9 protein-coding genes are annotated in these 14992 nt (G+C 74.4%); 5 read left to right on the top strand and 4 right to left on the bottom strand.

From position 1 onward, the window contains the following. Window positions 1–68: 68 nt before the first annotated feature. A complete protein-coding gene (locus WMF26_RS23915; protein ID WP_438002166.1) occupies window positions 69–4295 on the top strand; it encodes a protein kinase domain-containing protein in 4227 nt (1408 codons plus the stop codon). 166 nt (window positions 4296–4461) lie between these two features. Continuing rightward, the gene (locus tag WMF26_RS23910) at window positions 4462–5313 is read left to right on the top strand and encodes a hypothetical protein (RefSeq protein WP_437948414.1); all 852 of its coding nucleotides are present in this window, start codon (window positions 4462–4464) and stop codon (window positions 5311–5313) included. Between the two features lie 317 nt (window positions 5314–5630). On the opposite strand, the gene WMF26_RS23905 is transcribed toward WMF26_RS23910, so the two are convergent. Continuing rightward, window positions 5631–6431: a DeoR/GlpR family DNA-binding transcription regulator gene (locus WMF26_RS23905; protein WP_437948413.1), complete on the bottom strand. Its 801-nt coding sequence runs from the start codon at window positions 6429–6431 to the stop codon at window positions 5631–5633. Window positions 6432–6618: 187 nt separating this feature from the next. Here WMF26_RS23905 and WMF26_RS23900 point away from each other — a divergent pair, with 187 nt between their 5' ends. Then, the gene (locus WMF26_RS23900; protein ID WP_438002439.1) at window positions 6619–7848 is read left to right on the top strand and encodes an MFS transporter; all 1230 of its coding nucleotides are present in this window, start codon (window positions 6619–6621) and stop codon (window positions 7846–7848) included. Window positions 7849–7920: 72 nt separating this feature from the next. On the opposite strand, the gene WMF26_RS23895 is transcribed toward WMF26_RS23900, so the two are convergent. Then, window positions 7921–8541 (bottom strand): class I SAM-dependent methyltransferase, encoded by a 621-nt coding sequence (locus tag WMF26_RS23895; RefSeq protein WP_438002165.1) that lies wholly within the window; start codon window positions 8539–8541, stop codon window positions 7921–7923. A 49-nt stretch (window positions 8542–8590) separates the two neighbouring features. After that, complete coding sequence (locus WMF26_RS23890; protein ID WP_438002164.1) at window positions 8591–9442, bottom strand: alpha/beta fold hydrolase; 852 nt, start codon at window positions 9440–9442, stop codon at window positions 8591–8593. Window positions 9443–9732: 290 nt separating this feature from the next. Here WMF26_RS23890 and WMF26_RS23885 point away from each other — a divergent pair, with 290 nt between their 5' ends. Then, complete coding sequence (locus WMF26_RS23885; protein WP_061626499.1) at window positions 9733–10491, top strand: class I SAM-dependent methyltransferase; 759 nt, start codon at window positions 9733–9735, stop codon at window positions 10489–10491. Window positions 10492–10520: 29 nt separating this feature from the next. On the opposite strand, the gene WMF26_RS23880 is transcribed toward WMF26_RS23885, so the two are convergent. Beyond that, entirely contained in the window at window positions 10521–12812 is a 2292-nt protein-coding gene (locus WMF26_RS23880; protein ID WP_437339302.1) for a response regulator, read from the bottom strand. Between the two features lie 744 nt (window positions 12813–13556). Between WMF26_RS23880 and WMF26_RS23875 the strand changes: the two genes are divergently transcribed. Then, complete coding sequence (locus tag WMF26_RS23875) at window positions 13557–14456, top strand: S-adenosylmethionine decarboxylase (protein ID WP_020736745.1); 900 nt, start codon at window positions 13557–13559, stop codon at window positions 14454–14456. Window positions 14457–14992 lie beyond the last annotated feature (536 nt).

Raw genomic sequence — 14992 nt, 5'->3', positions numbered from 1 at the left:
GGCCGGGCGACGGTACCATAAGCGCGGCGGCGAGCTGACGCCCTCCGCCGGCCCCAGGGAGCAACGACGTGTCCCGCTGCCCACAGTGCCACCGCCGGCTCCCCCCGGCGGGGGCTTGCCCTCGAGACGGCGGGACGGCGCCGCCGTCGGCCGAGCGCACGCCCGCGCCGGGGCCGCCGCGCGTCCCGGGCTTCCAGGTCGGCGGCTTGCTGGGGCAGGGCGGCTTCTCCGCCGTGTGGTCCGCGCGGCGCGAGGCGGATGGCCTCACCGTCGCCCTCAAGATCGGCCGCTCCTCGCGGCCGACCGTCCAGGCGCGGTTCCGGCGCGAGGCGGGCGCGCTCCGGCTCATCGGTCCGCCGCACGTCCCGCGGGTCCACGCCGAGGGGCGGCTCGACGACGGCCGTCCCTGGTTCGCCATGGACCTCGTCCCCGGCGAGACGCTGGCCGAGGCGCTCGCGGCGCTGCCCGGGCCCCCGGAGCCGGCCTGGGCGGCGGCGAGCGCGGCCGCGCTGCTCGACGCGCTCGCGGCCGCGCACGCGCGCGGCGTCGTCCACCGGGATCTCAAGCCGGAGAACGTGATCTTCACGCCGCCCCGGGCGCGCCCCGGCGCGGGCCCCGCGCGCGCGGTGCTGCTCGACTTCGGCCTGGCGCGGCCCGCCGGGGCGCCTCGCCACGACGACGAGATCGAGATCACGCGCGGGGGCACGGTCGTCGGCACGCCCGAGTACATGGCGCCCGAGCAGCTCCGCGCGGAGGCCGACCTCGACGAGCGCGCGGATCTCTACGCCGTCGGCGCGATCCTGTTCGAGCTGCTCACCCTCAGGCCGCCGTTCGTGGGGGACACGGGCGCGGTGGAGCACGGGCACCTCACGCTGCGCCCGCCGCGGCCGGGAGAGCTCGCGCCCGTCCCCGAGGCCCTCGAGGAGCTCGTCCTTTCGTGCCTCGCCAAGGATCCCGGCCGCCGGCCCCCGAGCGCGGCCCGCCTCCGCCGCGCGCTCGACGAGGCCTGCGCGCTCGGCGCCGGCGCTGCCGCGGAGCGCGGCGTCGCTGCCGCGGAGCCCGGCGCTGCCGCGGAGCCCGGCGCTGCTGCGGAGCGCGGCGCGGCCGCCGCGGAGCCCGGCGCTGCCGCGGAGCCCGGCGCGGCCGCTGCCGCGGAGCCGACCTCGCGGCCCGCGATCGCGCCGGGGCCGCCCTCTGGCCGCGGGGGCGGAAGGCTCATCGCCGAAGGGCTCCAGCCGGCCGTCGTGCTGGTCGCGGAGACCGGCGCCGCCACGCCGATCGTGGTCGCCGCGCTCGCGAGCCGCAGGGGGATCTGCGTCCGCCAGCGCCGGCGCCGCTACACCGCCGTCTTCTCGGCCCGCGACGCCGAGGATCCGGTCCGGCTCGCGCTCGCCGCCGCGCGGGAGCTCGTCGAGCGGCACGGCGCCCGCGCCGCGCTCCACCTCGCGGGCGTCATCATCCGCCCGCGCGAGAAGGCTCCGCCCGGCGTGTACGGCGCGGCCGTGGATCGCCCGGAGACCTGGATCCCTGCGGATCCCTGGTCGGGCGTCGCGCTCACCGAGGAGTTCGAGCGCGCCCTCGTCGAGGCCGAGGCGACCATGACCCCCACCTCGCCGCAGGGCGCGCCGGCGGCGGAGCTCGAGGCGCCGCCGCCGACCACGGTCGGGCGGGGCGACGTCATCGCGGCGCTCGAGGCGAGCGCCGCCGCGGCGTTCAGCGGCGTGTGCCCCGCGCTCGTCACGGTGCTCGGCGACGACGGCCTCGGCAAGAGCCGGGTCGCGGCCGAGGCGGCCGCCGTGGCGCGGCGCCTCCGCCCCGGCGCCGCGGCGCTGGTCGTGCGCGCGGCGCAGCCCCTGCCGGGCGAGGCGAGCAAGGACACCGCGGCGATCCTGCGCTTCGCGCTCGCCGCGCCCGCGGCCGCGCCGGCCGATCCTCGGGCCTTCTGCGAGGCGCGGCTCGGCCCGGAGATCGGCGGCTCGACGTTCGCGTCCGTGGCCGCGGCGCTCGGGTGGTCGCGCCCCGGCGCCGCGCCCGCCCGGGCGCCGCACCACCTCGCGCGGGCGATCGCCGAGGGGCTGCGCCGCCGCGCGCGCCGCGCCCCCGTCGCGGTGATCGTGGACGACGCGCAGTGGGCGGACGTCACCGTGCTCGACGCGCTCGAGGTCGCGACGCTCGACGGCGCCGGCGTGGCGCTCTGGGCGGCGGTCGTCGCGCACCCGCGCTTCGAGCGCTTCCGCCCGACGTGGGGCGCGCGCACGCAGCGCGCCGACCGGGTGACGCTCGCCCCGCTCGACGAGGTCGCCGCGGCGGACCTCGCGGCGCAGCTGCTCCTGCCGGCGGCGTACCCGCCCGCCGACGTGCTCCGGGGGCTCGCCCGCTGGGCCGGCGGCAACCCGGGTTGCCTCGCCGCGATCATCCGGTCGCTCAAGCAGGCCGGCCTCGTGCGCCGCCGCCCCGGGGGCGGCGACTACTGCGTCGAGGCGGCGGAGCTCGACGGCCTGCCGGTCTCGCCCGCGTGGCAGTGGCTGGCGATGCGGCAGCTCGGGGCGCTGCCGCAGGAGGTCGCCGCGCTCGCGCGGCTCTGCGCCGTGCTCGGCGAGTCGTTCACCCGGGCCGAGCTGGAGTGGGTGCAGGACGCCGTCGATCGCGCCGGAGGCGCCGGGACGCCGGTCGACGCCGGGTACGGGCTCGGCGTGCTCGTCGAGCAGGGCGTCATCGGGCGCCGCGCGGGGGGTGACGGCGAGCGCGCCGCGCCCGGCGAGGGCGACGGTCGCCGCGCGCGGGGGGAGGGCGAGCGGTGGTGGTTCCAGAGCGGCCTCTTTCGCGACGCGGTGTACGAGACGCTCGATCCCGAGCACCGCGCGCAGATCCACCGGCACGCGCTCGCCTTCTGGCGGGCGCGGGTCGAGCGCGGGCGCCCTCCCGCGTCTTCGGCGGCGCCGCGGGCCGCCCCCGTCGCGCCCGCGGAGCTCGCGGCGCAGCCGGGGCCGGAGGAGCTCGAGCCGCTCGCCCGGCACGCGGGCGCGTGCGGGGCGGGGGAGGAGGCGGCCGAGGCGCACCTCCGGCTCGGGGATCTCGCGTTCGCGCGGCACCGGCACGTCGAGGCGGAGCGCTGCTACACCGCCGCGCTCAAGCTCGCCGGCGAGGGCGATCGCCGCCGCCGTGCGCTCGCGCTGGCCGGCCGAGGCCGGATCCGGTACCGGCTCCACCTCATCGAGGAGGCCCTGGCCGACCTCTCCGCCGCGCTCGAGCTCGCGGACGACGAGCTCCGCGCGGACGTCCTGCTCGAGGAGGCCACCGCGCTCGACTGGACGGGCGCCTACGAGGCGTCGTCGCGGCGGCTCGAGCTGGCGCGGCCGCTCGTGGAGCGCGCGGGCTCGCCGCGGCTCTCGGCGCGCCTCTGCGTGGCGGAGGGGCGCACGCGCCTCAGGCGGGGCGAGGTCGCGGAGGCGATCGCGCTCCTCTCGGAGGGGGCGTCGCTGGCCGAGTCCGCGGGCGACGAGGAGAGCCGGATCATCGCGCTCGTGCTGCTGTCGACCGAGCTCGCGCACGCGGGCCGCTTCGCCGAGGCGGAGCGGCAGGCCGAGGAGGCGATCGCGCTCTGCGAGCGGGCCGAGGATCTGCCGCACCTCTGCGTCGCGATCATGAACCGCGTCGTGCTCTGGGCGCTGAAGAAGGAGCTCCCGCGCGCGACCGCGGACCTCCGGCGCGCGATCGCGCTCGCGCGGGAGATCGGCAACCCGTGGCTGGAGCGCGTCGCCACGTACAACGTCGCCGAGCTGCTCTACTGGAGCGATCAGCAGGACGAGGCGCTCTCGCTGGCGCGCCGCGCGCACACGCTCGAGCAGCGGTTCGTGGATCGCCCCGTGCCCGAGTGCTCGCTGCTGCTCGCGCGCATCCTCGCGGCGCGGGGCGACCTCGGCGAGGCGCGGCGCCTCGTCGCGTGGATCGCCGCGTCGTGCCCGCCGGAGCCGTCCGCGAAGGCGGCGCACGGCTGCTACCTGATGCTGCGCTGCCTGCTCTCGGACGGTGGCGACGGCGTCGCGCCGCGCGACCTGCTCGGCGGCCTCGACGAGGCGGAGCTCGAGGCCGGCCCGTTCCAGTTCGCCGACGAGCTCCTCGAGGTCCTCTACTGGCGCGGCCGTGCGGCAATCCGCCACGGTGCTGTCGAGGTCGCTGTCGCGAGCCTGAGCAGGGCCCGCGCGCTGCTGTCGGAGCATCCGGCGTGGCGCTCGCGGTTCGACGGGCTCGCGCTGCGGCTCGGCGCGCCGCAGGCCGCCGCGAGCCGCTGCTGACCACGCCGCTCCCATCACCGCTGAGCCTGGTTGCGGCGATGGCGGCGCGACGGCCGCCCGCGCGGACGATCGGCCGGACGCGGCCACGGATCGGGAATTGCTTAGGAGTGGCCGCTGAACCGGGTGCGATGCGCACGCACGTGCGCCTTAACTGGAGGATGAGGTCATGCTTCGCGTAAGGATCGATGCTGCCGGGGTGATCGGTTTCTGCGTGCTTGCGGTCGGGTGCGGTGCGGCGCCGGCCGACGAGGGCGAGTCGGTCCTGGTCGCGGAGCAGGAGATCATCGTGATGAACGGCCTCCAGCCGGCCTATTTCTGGAAGCCCTCGACGCAGCGGGCGCTGCGGGCGCTCGCACAGGCGCCGCTCCCGGCCGGGCTGGACAGCGGCGGTGGGGCGGCGCTCCTCGAGAGCGAGCAGGGCAGGCACCTCGTGGAGCGCGTGGTCGCCTGCGCCCTGCCGGCGGGGGCGGCGGTAGCGGCGCCCTTCGGGCAGTCGTTCGCCGGGTGGATCGGGCTCGCGCCGTCGTGGGCCACGTCGCCGCTATCGGACGGCGCGTCGCGGCGCTGGGTGACGGCGTGCTTGCTTCAGTCGCTGAACGCGCTGGGCGCGCCGGTCGCCGTCCACCTGACCGGCGGCCACCCGGGGCTCGCCGACGCATCGGACAGCGAGGCGTCCGAGTACACGGTCCGGGATGCGATCATGTTCGGCGATCTCTTCGAGCCGGCCCGTCCGACCGCGTTCGCCTGCGCCGACAACGCGCTGATCGACGACTGCGGCGTGGCGCTGAGCGCGAAGACCCTCGAGCGCGTCTGCGGGCAATCGCCCACGTGCGGGCTCACCCTCCTTGGCCACTGCAACGCGATCTGCGACCGGGACGGCGCGGGCGCGTCGACCTGCTGGGCCCCCCGGAGCGGGGTTTACCCGGAATCGATCGCCTCGAGCCTGGAGCCCCTCGTCGCGCTCTCCTCGGGCGGCCTGACGTGCGGTGTCCTCGGGCTGGTCTCCGGACTGCTCTAGAGCGGCGGTCACCCGCTTCGGATACGGGCCCATCTCGGCGTTTTCGGTGCTCAGCGCACCGGAGTGCGCTTCCGCGCCGAAAACGCCGAGCTGGACCCGTCTCCTGTGCGGGTGACCGCCGCTCTGTGACGCATGTGCAAGAGAGGGGCGAAAACCGATCTAGAGCGGTTTCAGCCGCGTCTGATACAACGTGCGTCGTCTCCCATCCCCGTCTTCCGTCTTCCGTCTTCCGTCTTCCGTCTTCCGTCTTCCGTGCTCGTCCTTCGTGCGCGTGCGCGTGCGCGATTCCCCGGAGTCAGCGTGGTGTTGGAGCGCCGCTACGCCGGCTCCTCCTCCAGCGCCTGCGTGATGGTGACCCCCGCCTCCCGATAGGGAGCGAGCGCCTCCTTCGACACCCCGCGCTCGGTGAAGAGCCACGTCAGCTCGCCCAGCGGCGCGACGACGTACGGCGACACCGTGCCGAGCTTGTCGGCGGTCGCCAGCGCGACGACCTCCGCCGACGCCTCGACCATCGCCCGCTTCACGTACGACTCGTCCAGATCCACCGTGGTGATACCGAACGCCGGATCCAGCGTGCAAACGCCGAGATAGCAGAGGTCCGCCCGGATCTGCCGCACCCCCGCGATGGTCACCGCATCCGCGGCGGCCAGCGGATCCTTCCGCATGCGCCCGCCGAGCAGCACCACCTCGACGCGCGGGTGCTCGGACAGCGCGATCGCCACAGGAGGGCTGTTGGTCACGACCGTCGCCTCGAGATCGCGCGGCAGGTGGCGCGCCACAGCCACGTTCGTCGTGCCGCTGTCGATGAACACCACCTGACCCTTCTTGATCAACGTGGCCGCCGCCCGCGCGAGCTCGTCCTTCACGCGCGGCTGCTGCCGCTCGCGCGCAGGGAAGCTCGGGTTCACCCGGGCGAGCGGCAGGCCGCCGCCGTGCACCCGCTGCAGCAGCCCCTCGTTCGCCATCTCGCGCAGGTCGCGCCGGATCGTGTCCTCCGAGACGCCGAACGCACGGCTCAGCTCGGCCGCCACCACCTTCCCGTCGCGTTCCAGTACAGCGAGAATATGCCGCCGCCGTTCGGCGACCATGAGCCCGGAGCTGTCTGCGTTGTTTTGCACGTTTGTTCCTGTTTGTGCACGAGCATCCTTGCGAAGGCCGTGTTCGGCTGCAAGATTCTTCCTTGATGTTCACGATAATGCACGAAGATTCTGGAACGCTTCCTGCTCACCCTGCCGTCCGCTGGACGGCCTTCCTCGATCGGCGCAGCGCCCGCGCCCCGTCCGGCCCGGCGCGGAGGGTGCCGTGATGCTCGCGCCCCCAGCATCCGCCGGCGACATCGCGCGCGCCCGGCGCGCCGTCTCCGTGATGTTCGTGGCGAACGGCATCGCCTTCGCCTCCTGGGCCGCGCGTGTCCCCGCGGTCCGCGAGCGGCTCGCGCTGCGCGACAGCGCGCTCGGCCTCGCCCTGCTGGGCGTCGCCGTCGGCGCGATGCTGGCCTTTCGCGCCGCCGGGCCGCTCATCGCCCGCTTCGGCAGCCGGCGCGTCACCCGCGTCTCGGCCGTGCTCCTCTGCGCGGCGCTGCCCCTGCCGGCGCTCGCGCCCTCCTTCGCCGCGCTCGTCGCCGCGCTCCTGCTGCTCGGCGCGAGCAACGGCCTCATGGACGTCGCCATGAACGCGCAGGCCGTCGAGGTCGAGCGGCGCCACCGCAGGCCGATCCTCGCCTCGTTCCACGGCATGTTCAGCCTCGGCGGCCTCGTCGGCGCGTCCCTCGGCGCGCTCGCGGCCGACCGGGCGGTGTCGCCCGCGGCGCACCTCGTCGCGATCGCCGCCGTCCTCGCCGCCGCCGTCACCGCCGCGGGCGCGGCGCTCTCGGCCGACGCGCGCCTCGAGGCCCCGGCCCCGGCCGCCGATGGCGCCCCCGCGGAGCGCCGCTCGACCCGGCTCCTCCTGCTCGGCCTCATCGCGTTCTGCTCCTCCATCGGCGAGGGCGCGATGGCCAACTGGTCGGCCGTCTACCTCCGCGACGAGCTCCACACCACCGCGGCCGTGGCCGCGACCGGCTACGCCGTGTTCTCGCTGGCGATGCTCCTCGGGCGCTTCTCCGGGGACGGGCTGACGCAGCGGTTCGGCGCCGCGCGGCTCGTGCGCTCGGCCGCGCTCCTCGTCGCCGCCGGGCTGGGCGCGGCGCTGCTCGTCAACGTCCCGATCGCCATGCTGCTGGGCTTCGGGTGCGTGGGCGCCGGCCTGTCCGTCGTGGTGCCGCTCGTCTTCCGCGCCGGGGCGAGCGCCCCCGGCGTCGCGCCGGGGAGGGCGATTTCGACGCTCGCCACCATGTCCTACGGCGGCTTCCTCGTCGGGCCGCCGGCGATCGGCCTCGTCGCCGACCTCTTCACCCTGCGCGGCGGCCTCGTCCTCGTCGTGGCGCTGGTCCTCGTCATCGTCGCCCTGGCCCCGGCCGTGGCCCGCGGCTCCGCCGCCGGCGCGCCCGCCCCGTGCCCGCCCGCGTCCTGCCGGCCCGCGCTCAGGGCGCACTGACGCGGACGCCGTCGCCGCCGGTCGGAGCGCAGGGCCGGAGCGCCGGGCCGGCGCTCGACGGCGCGGCGCCCCTCAGCGCTTGCGCCACACCGTCGCCAGCCACGGCTGCTGCTCGCGCGGCCGGCCCGCGGGGCGGTAGTAATGCTCGATCTCCTCGAACCCGGCGGCGCTCACGTGCTCCCGCCACCGCTCGAGCGACCAGTAGCAGCCGTAGCGGTCGCCCGACCACCCCTCGCGATCGTCGCCGCGCGGGTTCGAGCTGAAGAGCACGCCGCGCGGCCGGAGCGCGGCGTAGAGCTCGCGGAGCACGCGCGGCAGCTCGCGGCTCGGCACGTGGAACAGCGACGCGTTGGCGAAGATCCCGTCGAAGCGCTCGGCCCCGAGATCGAGGCGCAAAAAATCCTGGTGGAGCACCTCGCACCCCGCGTGCTGCCGCGCCATCTCGACGAACCGCGCCGACCCGTCGAGCCCGACCGGGATGTGCCCCGCGGCGCGGAACGCCGCGAGGTCGCGCCCGGGGCCGCAGCCGAGATCGAGGATCGTGAACGGGCCCGCCCCCTCCAGCGCCGCGAGGAGCGCCGCGCGGTTCTGCGAGACGTCGTGATCCCGCGTGCCCTCCCAGAACGACAGGGCGTGATCGTCGTAGTGACCGAGGGTCCTCGCGGTGAGCCGGGAGAGGTCGTCGTCGCGCATGGCGGCAGTGTGCGCCGGGCGCGCCGCGCCGCAAAGGCGGGGCGCCGCGTCAGGGGGCGTCGAGCCAGGCCTCGAGCGCCGCGGCGAACGCGGCCGGGGCGTCGAGCATCAGCCAGTGGCTGGTCCCCGGCAGCACGACGGACGTCAGCGCGGGCCGCAGCACATGCAGGCTCAGCGGCCACGCGTTCGACGGGGCGAGGATGGCGTGGGCGCGGGCGCCCGGGGCCGCGAGGTAGCGGTCCAGCGCGCTCGCGGCCTCGAACTCGAGGAGGTGGCGGGACATGTCGAGCATCTGGTCGTGCGGCACGGCGGCGGCGCGCGAGAGCACCGTCTCCCGCGTCGCGGGCGTGCTGCCCGCGAGCGCCTCGTCGAAGGTGGCCACCGCGGTGTCCCGCCAGCCGTCCGCCTCGAGCGCGGCGATGTAAGGCGTGAAATGCTGCGCCTTGCCGGCCGCCGGGACCTGCGAGAAGTCGCGGGGCGGGTCCGCGAGCACGAGGCGCGCGACCCGCTCCGGATGGGCGGCCGCGGCGGCGAGCGCCACGAGCGCGCCGTAGCTGTGGCCGACGAGCGCCACGCGGGGGAGCGCCAGGGCGTCGAGGACCGCGAGCACGTCGGCCGCGCACGCGGACGGAGCGTAGTCCGCGCCGGCGGGGGGCTCGGACGCGCCGTGCCCCCGGAGATCGATGGCCACGGCGCGGCGCCGGCCAGAGGCGTGCGCGAGCGGCGCCTCCCAGAAGCCGGCGTGGGCGACCATCCCGTGCACGAGCACGACCGGCAGCGCCTCGCGCGCGGGATGAGCACCCGCGGCGGGATGAGCGCCCGCGGCCGGATGAGCGCCCGCGGCCGGATGATCAACGACGTGGAGCGCGCCCGCAGGGCCCGCGATGGTCAGGGAACGCATGTGCGTCGGCTACCTCGGTGTGTATGGCCGCGTGACGGAATCGCGCTGCGCTGCGCGGGCGGAGCGTAGGCGAGGCGCTCGTCCGAGGCAACGCCGCGCGCGGCTGCGTCTGCCGGCGAAGGCGCCGCGCGCGAGGAACATGGGGCCGCCGTCGCACGCGATCTCGTCGACTCGTCCATCGCCGTCGGCGTGGATCGCGGCGTCGGAGAGGGCGCGGCCGCCTCGTCGTCGCGGCGCTCCGGATGCCTTCCGGTTGACGGCGCCGGAGGGCCCGTCGGATAAGCAGGGCCATGAAGAACGAAGCGGCATGGCGAGAGACGAAGTTCGTCCGGCGGGGCGGCAGGCTGCGCGCGTCGACCGACCTGCGGGACGTCATCATGGGCTCGCGCCTGACCGGCGACTGCATCGCGAGGCTCTACGACGAGTACCTTCCCCGGTACGCGCACGGGGCCGCGGCGGACCTCGGTTGCGGGACGGTGCCGCTGTACGGGGCCTACCGGAGCCATGTCTCGTCCGTGATCTGCGTGGACTGGAGCAATTCGGCGTTCGAGACGCCGCACCTCGACTTCGAGTGCGATCTGAACGGCGCGCTGCCGCTGGAGGATGCCTCCCTCGACACGCTGATCCTGTCCGACGTGCTCGAGCACATCGCGCGGCCCGAATCGCTCTGGGCGGAGATGGCGCGGATCCTGCGCCCTGGCGGCGTCGCCTTCGTGAACACACCGTTCTTCTACTGGGTGCACGGCGAGCCCTACGACTACTACCGGTACACCGAGTTCGCGCACCGTCGTTTGGCGGAGCAGGCCGGGTTCGAGGTGCTGGTCATGGAGCGCATCGGCGGGCTTTTGGAAGTGGCGTGCGACGTCTTCGCGAAGAGCGCCTCCGCCGTTCCCGTGGTGGGGAATCCGATCGCGGCCGTGGCGCAGGGCGTGGTCAGCGCGTGGTCCCGGTCGTCGCCCGGCCGGAAGGTCGCGCACTGGAGCGGCAGGAAATTCCCCCTGGGGTACTTCCTCGTCGCGCGCCGCCTCCCGGCGCCGCCGCAGCCCTAGGGGACCCGCGCCCCTCGGGGGCGGGGAGGCTACGCCTCGGCGCGGTGGAGCTCCTGCACGAGCGCGGCGAGCCCCGGCGGCGACGACGTGAAGTGGATGCGCACCACGTCCTCGGCGCGCGGGTCGAGCTCGATCACCTTCGCGTGCAGCTCGCCGCCGAGCTGCTCGGCGAGCGCGACGGACGGGTGGAGCTGGAGGTTCGTGAACGGCGCGGGCCGCGGGTGCAGCCGCAGCACGGCGCCGAAGGGGGAGAGCCCGAGGATGAAGGCGGACTGCGGCTCGCCCTCGACGCGCTTGCCGGCGAGGCGCGCGCACACGACCGGCAGCGGCGACGAGAGCGCGAGGATCTCGACGCGCCGCTCGGGCAGGTACAGCCGCTCGGGGTTGTCGAGGCCGAGGAGCTCGTGGACGAGGACGCGGTTCGAGAACCCCTTGACGGCCAGCGCGTGGCTCTGGCCGAGCAGGAGGCCGGCGCCGGCGGCCCGGCGCGTGGTGTCCGCGATGAGGATCTGGCGGCCCACCGTGCACGACTCGATGCGGGACGTCAGGTTCACCTGCGCGCCGACCACGCCGTATTTCGTGCGCGCCTCGGAGCCGATGTTGCCGACGACCACCGGCCCGGTGTTGAGCGCGATGCCCATCTGGAGCGTCGGCAGCCCCTCCGCGCTGTTCTTCTCGTTCACCGCGTCCATCGCGATCTGCATCTCGAGCGCGCAGGCGACCGCCCGGCGGGTGTCGTCGCCCGTGGCGAACGGCGCGCCGAAGAGCGCGAGGATCGCGTCGCCGATGAACTCGATGATCGTGCCGCCGCGCGCGATGATGATGCGCGCCATCTCGCCGAGGTAGCCGTTCAGGAGGCGCATCACGACCTCGGGCGGCATGCTCTCGGTCATCGTGGTGAAGCTGCGCAGGTCGGTCATCATGATGGTGACCTCGCGCTCCTCGCCGCCGAGGAGCTGGGCCTCGGGCGAGGAGAGCAGGCGGTTCACCACGTCGTCGCTCAGGTAGCGGCCGAACGTCTTGCGGATGAACTCGCTCTTGACCGACAGCTCCGCGGCGAGCTGCGACAGCTGCTCGCGCGAGCGCTTCAGCGTGAGCTGCGTGTCGAGGCGCCCGAGCAGGATGTCGAAGTCGATGGGCTTGGTCACGTGGTCGTTGGCGCCGAGCTTGAGCGACTCGACGACGTCCTCGCTCGCGCCCCGCGTGGTCACCATGATCACGGGCAGCTCCGCCGCCGACCGGCTCTGGCGCAGGGCGGAGAGCACGCCGAGGCCGCTGATGCCGGGCATGTTCACGTCGAGCAGCACGGCGTCGAAGCGCTCGCGCGCGGCGAGCCCGAGCGCGCGCGGGCCGTCCTCGGCGGCGACGGCGCGGAAGCCGTTGTTCTGCAGCACGCGGCAGAGCACGTCGCGGTTGCCCCGGCTGTCGTCGACCACGAGGATCGCGCCGCGCCCGCCGCCCTCGAGCTCGGCGTGGAGCGCGGGCTCCTCGCGCGGGGAGGCGACGTTGACGTTCACGCTCGAGGGCGCGTCCTCGTCGCCGTTCTCCATCGCCTGCACGATGCCGAGCAGCTTCCGCGAGGCGAGCTCGATGTTGCGGATGTCCTCGATATGCTGCGGCGCGACCTTGCCCTGAAGCGACGCGACGAGCAGCCGCGTGTAGCCGAGGATCTGGTTGATGGGCGTGTACGGGTCGTGCCCGCCGCCGTGCGGCTCGTGGAGCCGCTGCGGCTCGCGCGCCGCCGCCGGGCGCGCCGACGGCTGGTGCGAGGGCGGCGCGGCGGGCGTGACGCGCCTGCCCGGCGACGAGGCCGGCGCGTGGCCGCGGCCCCCGTCCTCGTGGCGCGACATCTCCGGCACGCGCGAGCTCGGCGGATCGGGCGGCTGGGTCGCGGGCATGGTGGGCGGCCCCTCCGGCGGGTCCCACCGATCGAACGGATCCTGCAAGGTGTGGCCGCTGCGCGCCGCGGCCGGGCCGAGCGGCCGATCGCGCCAGCGCGCGTCCGGCGCGGGGTGGCCGCCGTGCACCGCGCCCGTGGCGCTCGGCCGATCGCGCCGCACGCGCGCGTCGGTCGGGAAGTGGCTGCCGCGCGCCGGGGCGGCCGGGTGCTGCGGAGGCGGGAGGGTGCTGCCGCCGCGGTTCGACGCCGGCGCCGGCGGCAGGCAGCTGCTGTTGTTGCGCGCCGGGGGCGGCGCCGGCGGCACGTAGCTGCCGCTCGTGTTGCCGCGCGACGGGATCGTCTCCGGCGGGGTCCCTCGCGACGACACTGGGCTGACCGGTGCCTTTTTGTTCGCGTCCTTGTCGGAGGGGGATCGGGTCATAGCTACGGCGATTCTACGCCTGCGCGCGTCCGGGCAACGATGGATGACACCTGGGCTTCAATTTTTATCGCACCTCGACACCGTGATCCATGGCGGGTGGATTTCCTCCGCCGGCGCAACCCGCGCTCCGAGGGCGTCCGGGCTGTCCGGGTGAACTCGTTCAGTGAGCCGGCACCCCGAAACCGAGAGAGGTGTTGGCCTCCTCCCGGGTCAGCTGGCCTGTCGCAGCGCGTGATGACAGGCACGTCTCGGACGCCGAGCTCCCCATGGAAGTCGTCCGGTCCCCGCGACTCCCGCGCTGCATGACCGACATGAGCGCCGCCGGTCGCGCGGCCAGGAGGGGATTCGCCTCATGGTCTGTGCGCGATCCATCACGGCATCTCGAAGCCAAATGAAAGACTTTTTTTGAAGTCAAGCGTGTCCTCTCGTCCCGCGAGCCTCGCTGGCGGCTGCTGGCGTCCGCGGGCGCGGGCCCGTCGCCGAGGGGCGCGGGGGGCGGGCGAGCGCTGCAGTGTCGAGCGCCGTCCCGGCGGGCTCATCGTGCTCGGCGAGGTGAGCCGATGCGTGAAACCGCAGCGGATCGCGGCCATGGCCGCACGACAGCCATGTTTGTATCCTGCTTCCCCACCTGATCATCGGGTGGCGCACACGCGCGCGGGCGGCGGAACGCGGCGCGCGAAATTTCTCCGATCGCGCCTGCTCCGTGTGGAGTAGCATCGCTCAACTCGTCGACGAAGGGGCAACATGCATAAGGCACGCAAGAACCTCACCCATTTCACGATGGATGGCTTCCACGGCTTCCGGAGCCGTTTTGATGACGTGAAGCTGGCGCAGGAGCTTCTGGAGGAGGTGCCCGGCGTGCTCCGGCTCAAGCCGGTGATGCCTCCCTTCATCCTGCCGTACTACAACGGGGTCGTGGCCGAGGACTGCGGCATCAGCGCCTTCGTGCTGCTGCTCGGCGGCCACCTCACGATCCACACCTTCAGCTTCCGCGAGTGCTTCTTCGCGGATCTGGTGTACCCGGGGGCCTTCGATCCCCAGCGCGTCCAGATGATGCTCCAGACGACGCTGCCGTGCCGCAGCGTGTTCACGCAGACGGTCGATCGCGGCGAGGGCGGCGATCTCCAGGAGCGCCGGGGGCACGAGGTGGTGAGCCCCGAGGCCGACTTCGGGCCCCACCTCTTCCTGCAGTTCAGCCCGTACCGCGGGCCGACGTCGCTCGACGCGCTCTTCGACATCTTCGATCACCTGCCCGCGAAGATCGGGATGACGCCGATCATGCGGCCCTTCGTGGTGAAGACCGCCACGAAGGACGGGGTCCCGGTGATCAGCGCGATGGTGATGATCGCCGAGTCGCACATCACGCTGCACATCTTCCCCGACAGCGACGAGGCGTTCTTCGATCTGTTCAGCTGCAAGTTCTTCGACGTGGAGCCGGTCGTGCGGGTGCTGGCCGAGCAGCTCGGCGGCAACGTGACCGAGCAGGTGCTCGTCCCCCGCGGCCAGCGCTACCTGCAGCTCAGGACCGAGCGCCCGCACGTGATGAGCCACGTGAACCAGTGGCTCGCCGCCTCGCACCCCGGCGTCTACGCGCGGATGCCGGGCGACGGGGGGCCGCTCGGGCCGAAGCCTTCGAAGGGCTGAGCAGGGGATAGGCCCCGAGGGCGCGAGCGCGCGGCCGCGCGGCCAGGGCGTCAGGCAAAGAGAACGGCAAGAGCAGCCGTCGAGACAGAAGCAGCCGCCACGAGGAGAGAGGGATGGGCTTCATCCTCTCTCTCCTCTTGGCATTTCGGTTTTGTGCCTCTTCATCCATGCCCTCGTCGGCTGGCCGCGGCCTACCACGGCGAGACGACCTCGCCGGACGAGGGCCAGGGGGCGATTCCCTTGCTCCCCGTCGCCGTGTGCGATGAGCGCGTCTCCGGGATCTCCCGACATCTCCGGCGCCGGAGCATGAATCCGACCGAAGGGGCGATATTTGTGCTCCTGTGCGCCCATGCGCCGACATCGGCGCATGGGCGATGCGCGTACACGTCGCTAACCCCTCGTTATCGCCCGGGAATCCTCGGCGATGTCGGCGTCGATGCGCCCGGCGGTGACCACGAGCGCGGCGCCGGGGGAGAGCACTTGTTTCTCTTGCAGAGCGTATGAAGGCGTCGTAGTGATCTAGGTACGCGAGTTTT

The sequence above is a fragment of the Sorangium sp. So ce185 genome, assembly GCF_051526825.1.
Taxonomy (GTDB): domain Bacteria; phylum Myxococcota_A; class Polyangia; order Polyangiales; family Polyangiaceae; genus Sorangium; species Sorangium cellulosum_D.
This window is presented reverse-complemented; position numbering and strand designations above follow the sequence as displayed.

Bases quoted from the DNA above. Each gene is read 5' to 3' on its own strand.
- WMF26_RS23910 (WP_437948414.1), top strand. From the start codon at position 4,462: ATGCTTCGCGTAAGGATCGATGCTGCCGGGGTGATCGGTTTCTGCGTG.
- WMF26_RS23900 (WP_438002439.1), top strand. From the start codon at position 6,619: ATGCTCGCGCCCCCAGCATCCGCCGGCGACATCGCGCGCGCCCGGCGC.
- WMF26_RS23895 (WP_438002165.1), bottom strand. From the start codon at position 8,541: ATGCGCGACGACGACCTCTCCCGGCTCACCGCGAGGACCCTCGGTCAC.
- WMF26_RS23890 (WP_438002164.1), bottom strand. From the start codon at position 9,442: ATGCGTTCCCTGACCATCGCGGGCCCTGCGGGCGCGCTCCACGTCGTT.
- WMF26_RS23885 (WP_061626499.1), top strand. From the start codon at position 9,733: ATGAAGAACGAAGCGGCATGGCGAGAGACGAAGTTCGTCCGGCGGGGC.
- WMF26_RS23880 (WP_437339302.1), bottom strand. From the start codon at position 12,812: ATGACCCGATCCCCCTCCGACAAGGACGCGAACAAAAAGGCACCGGTC.
- WMF26_RS23875 (WP_020736745.1), top strand. From the start codon at position 13,557: ATGCATAAGGCACGCAAGAACCTCACCCATTTCACGATGGATGGCTTC.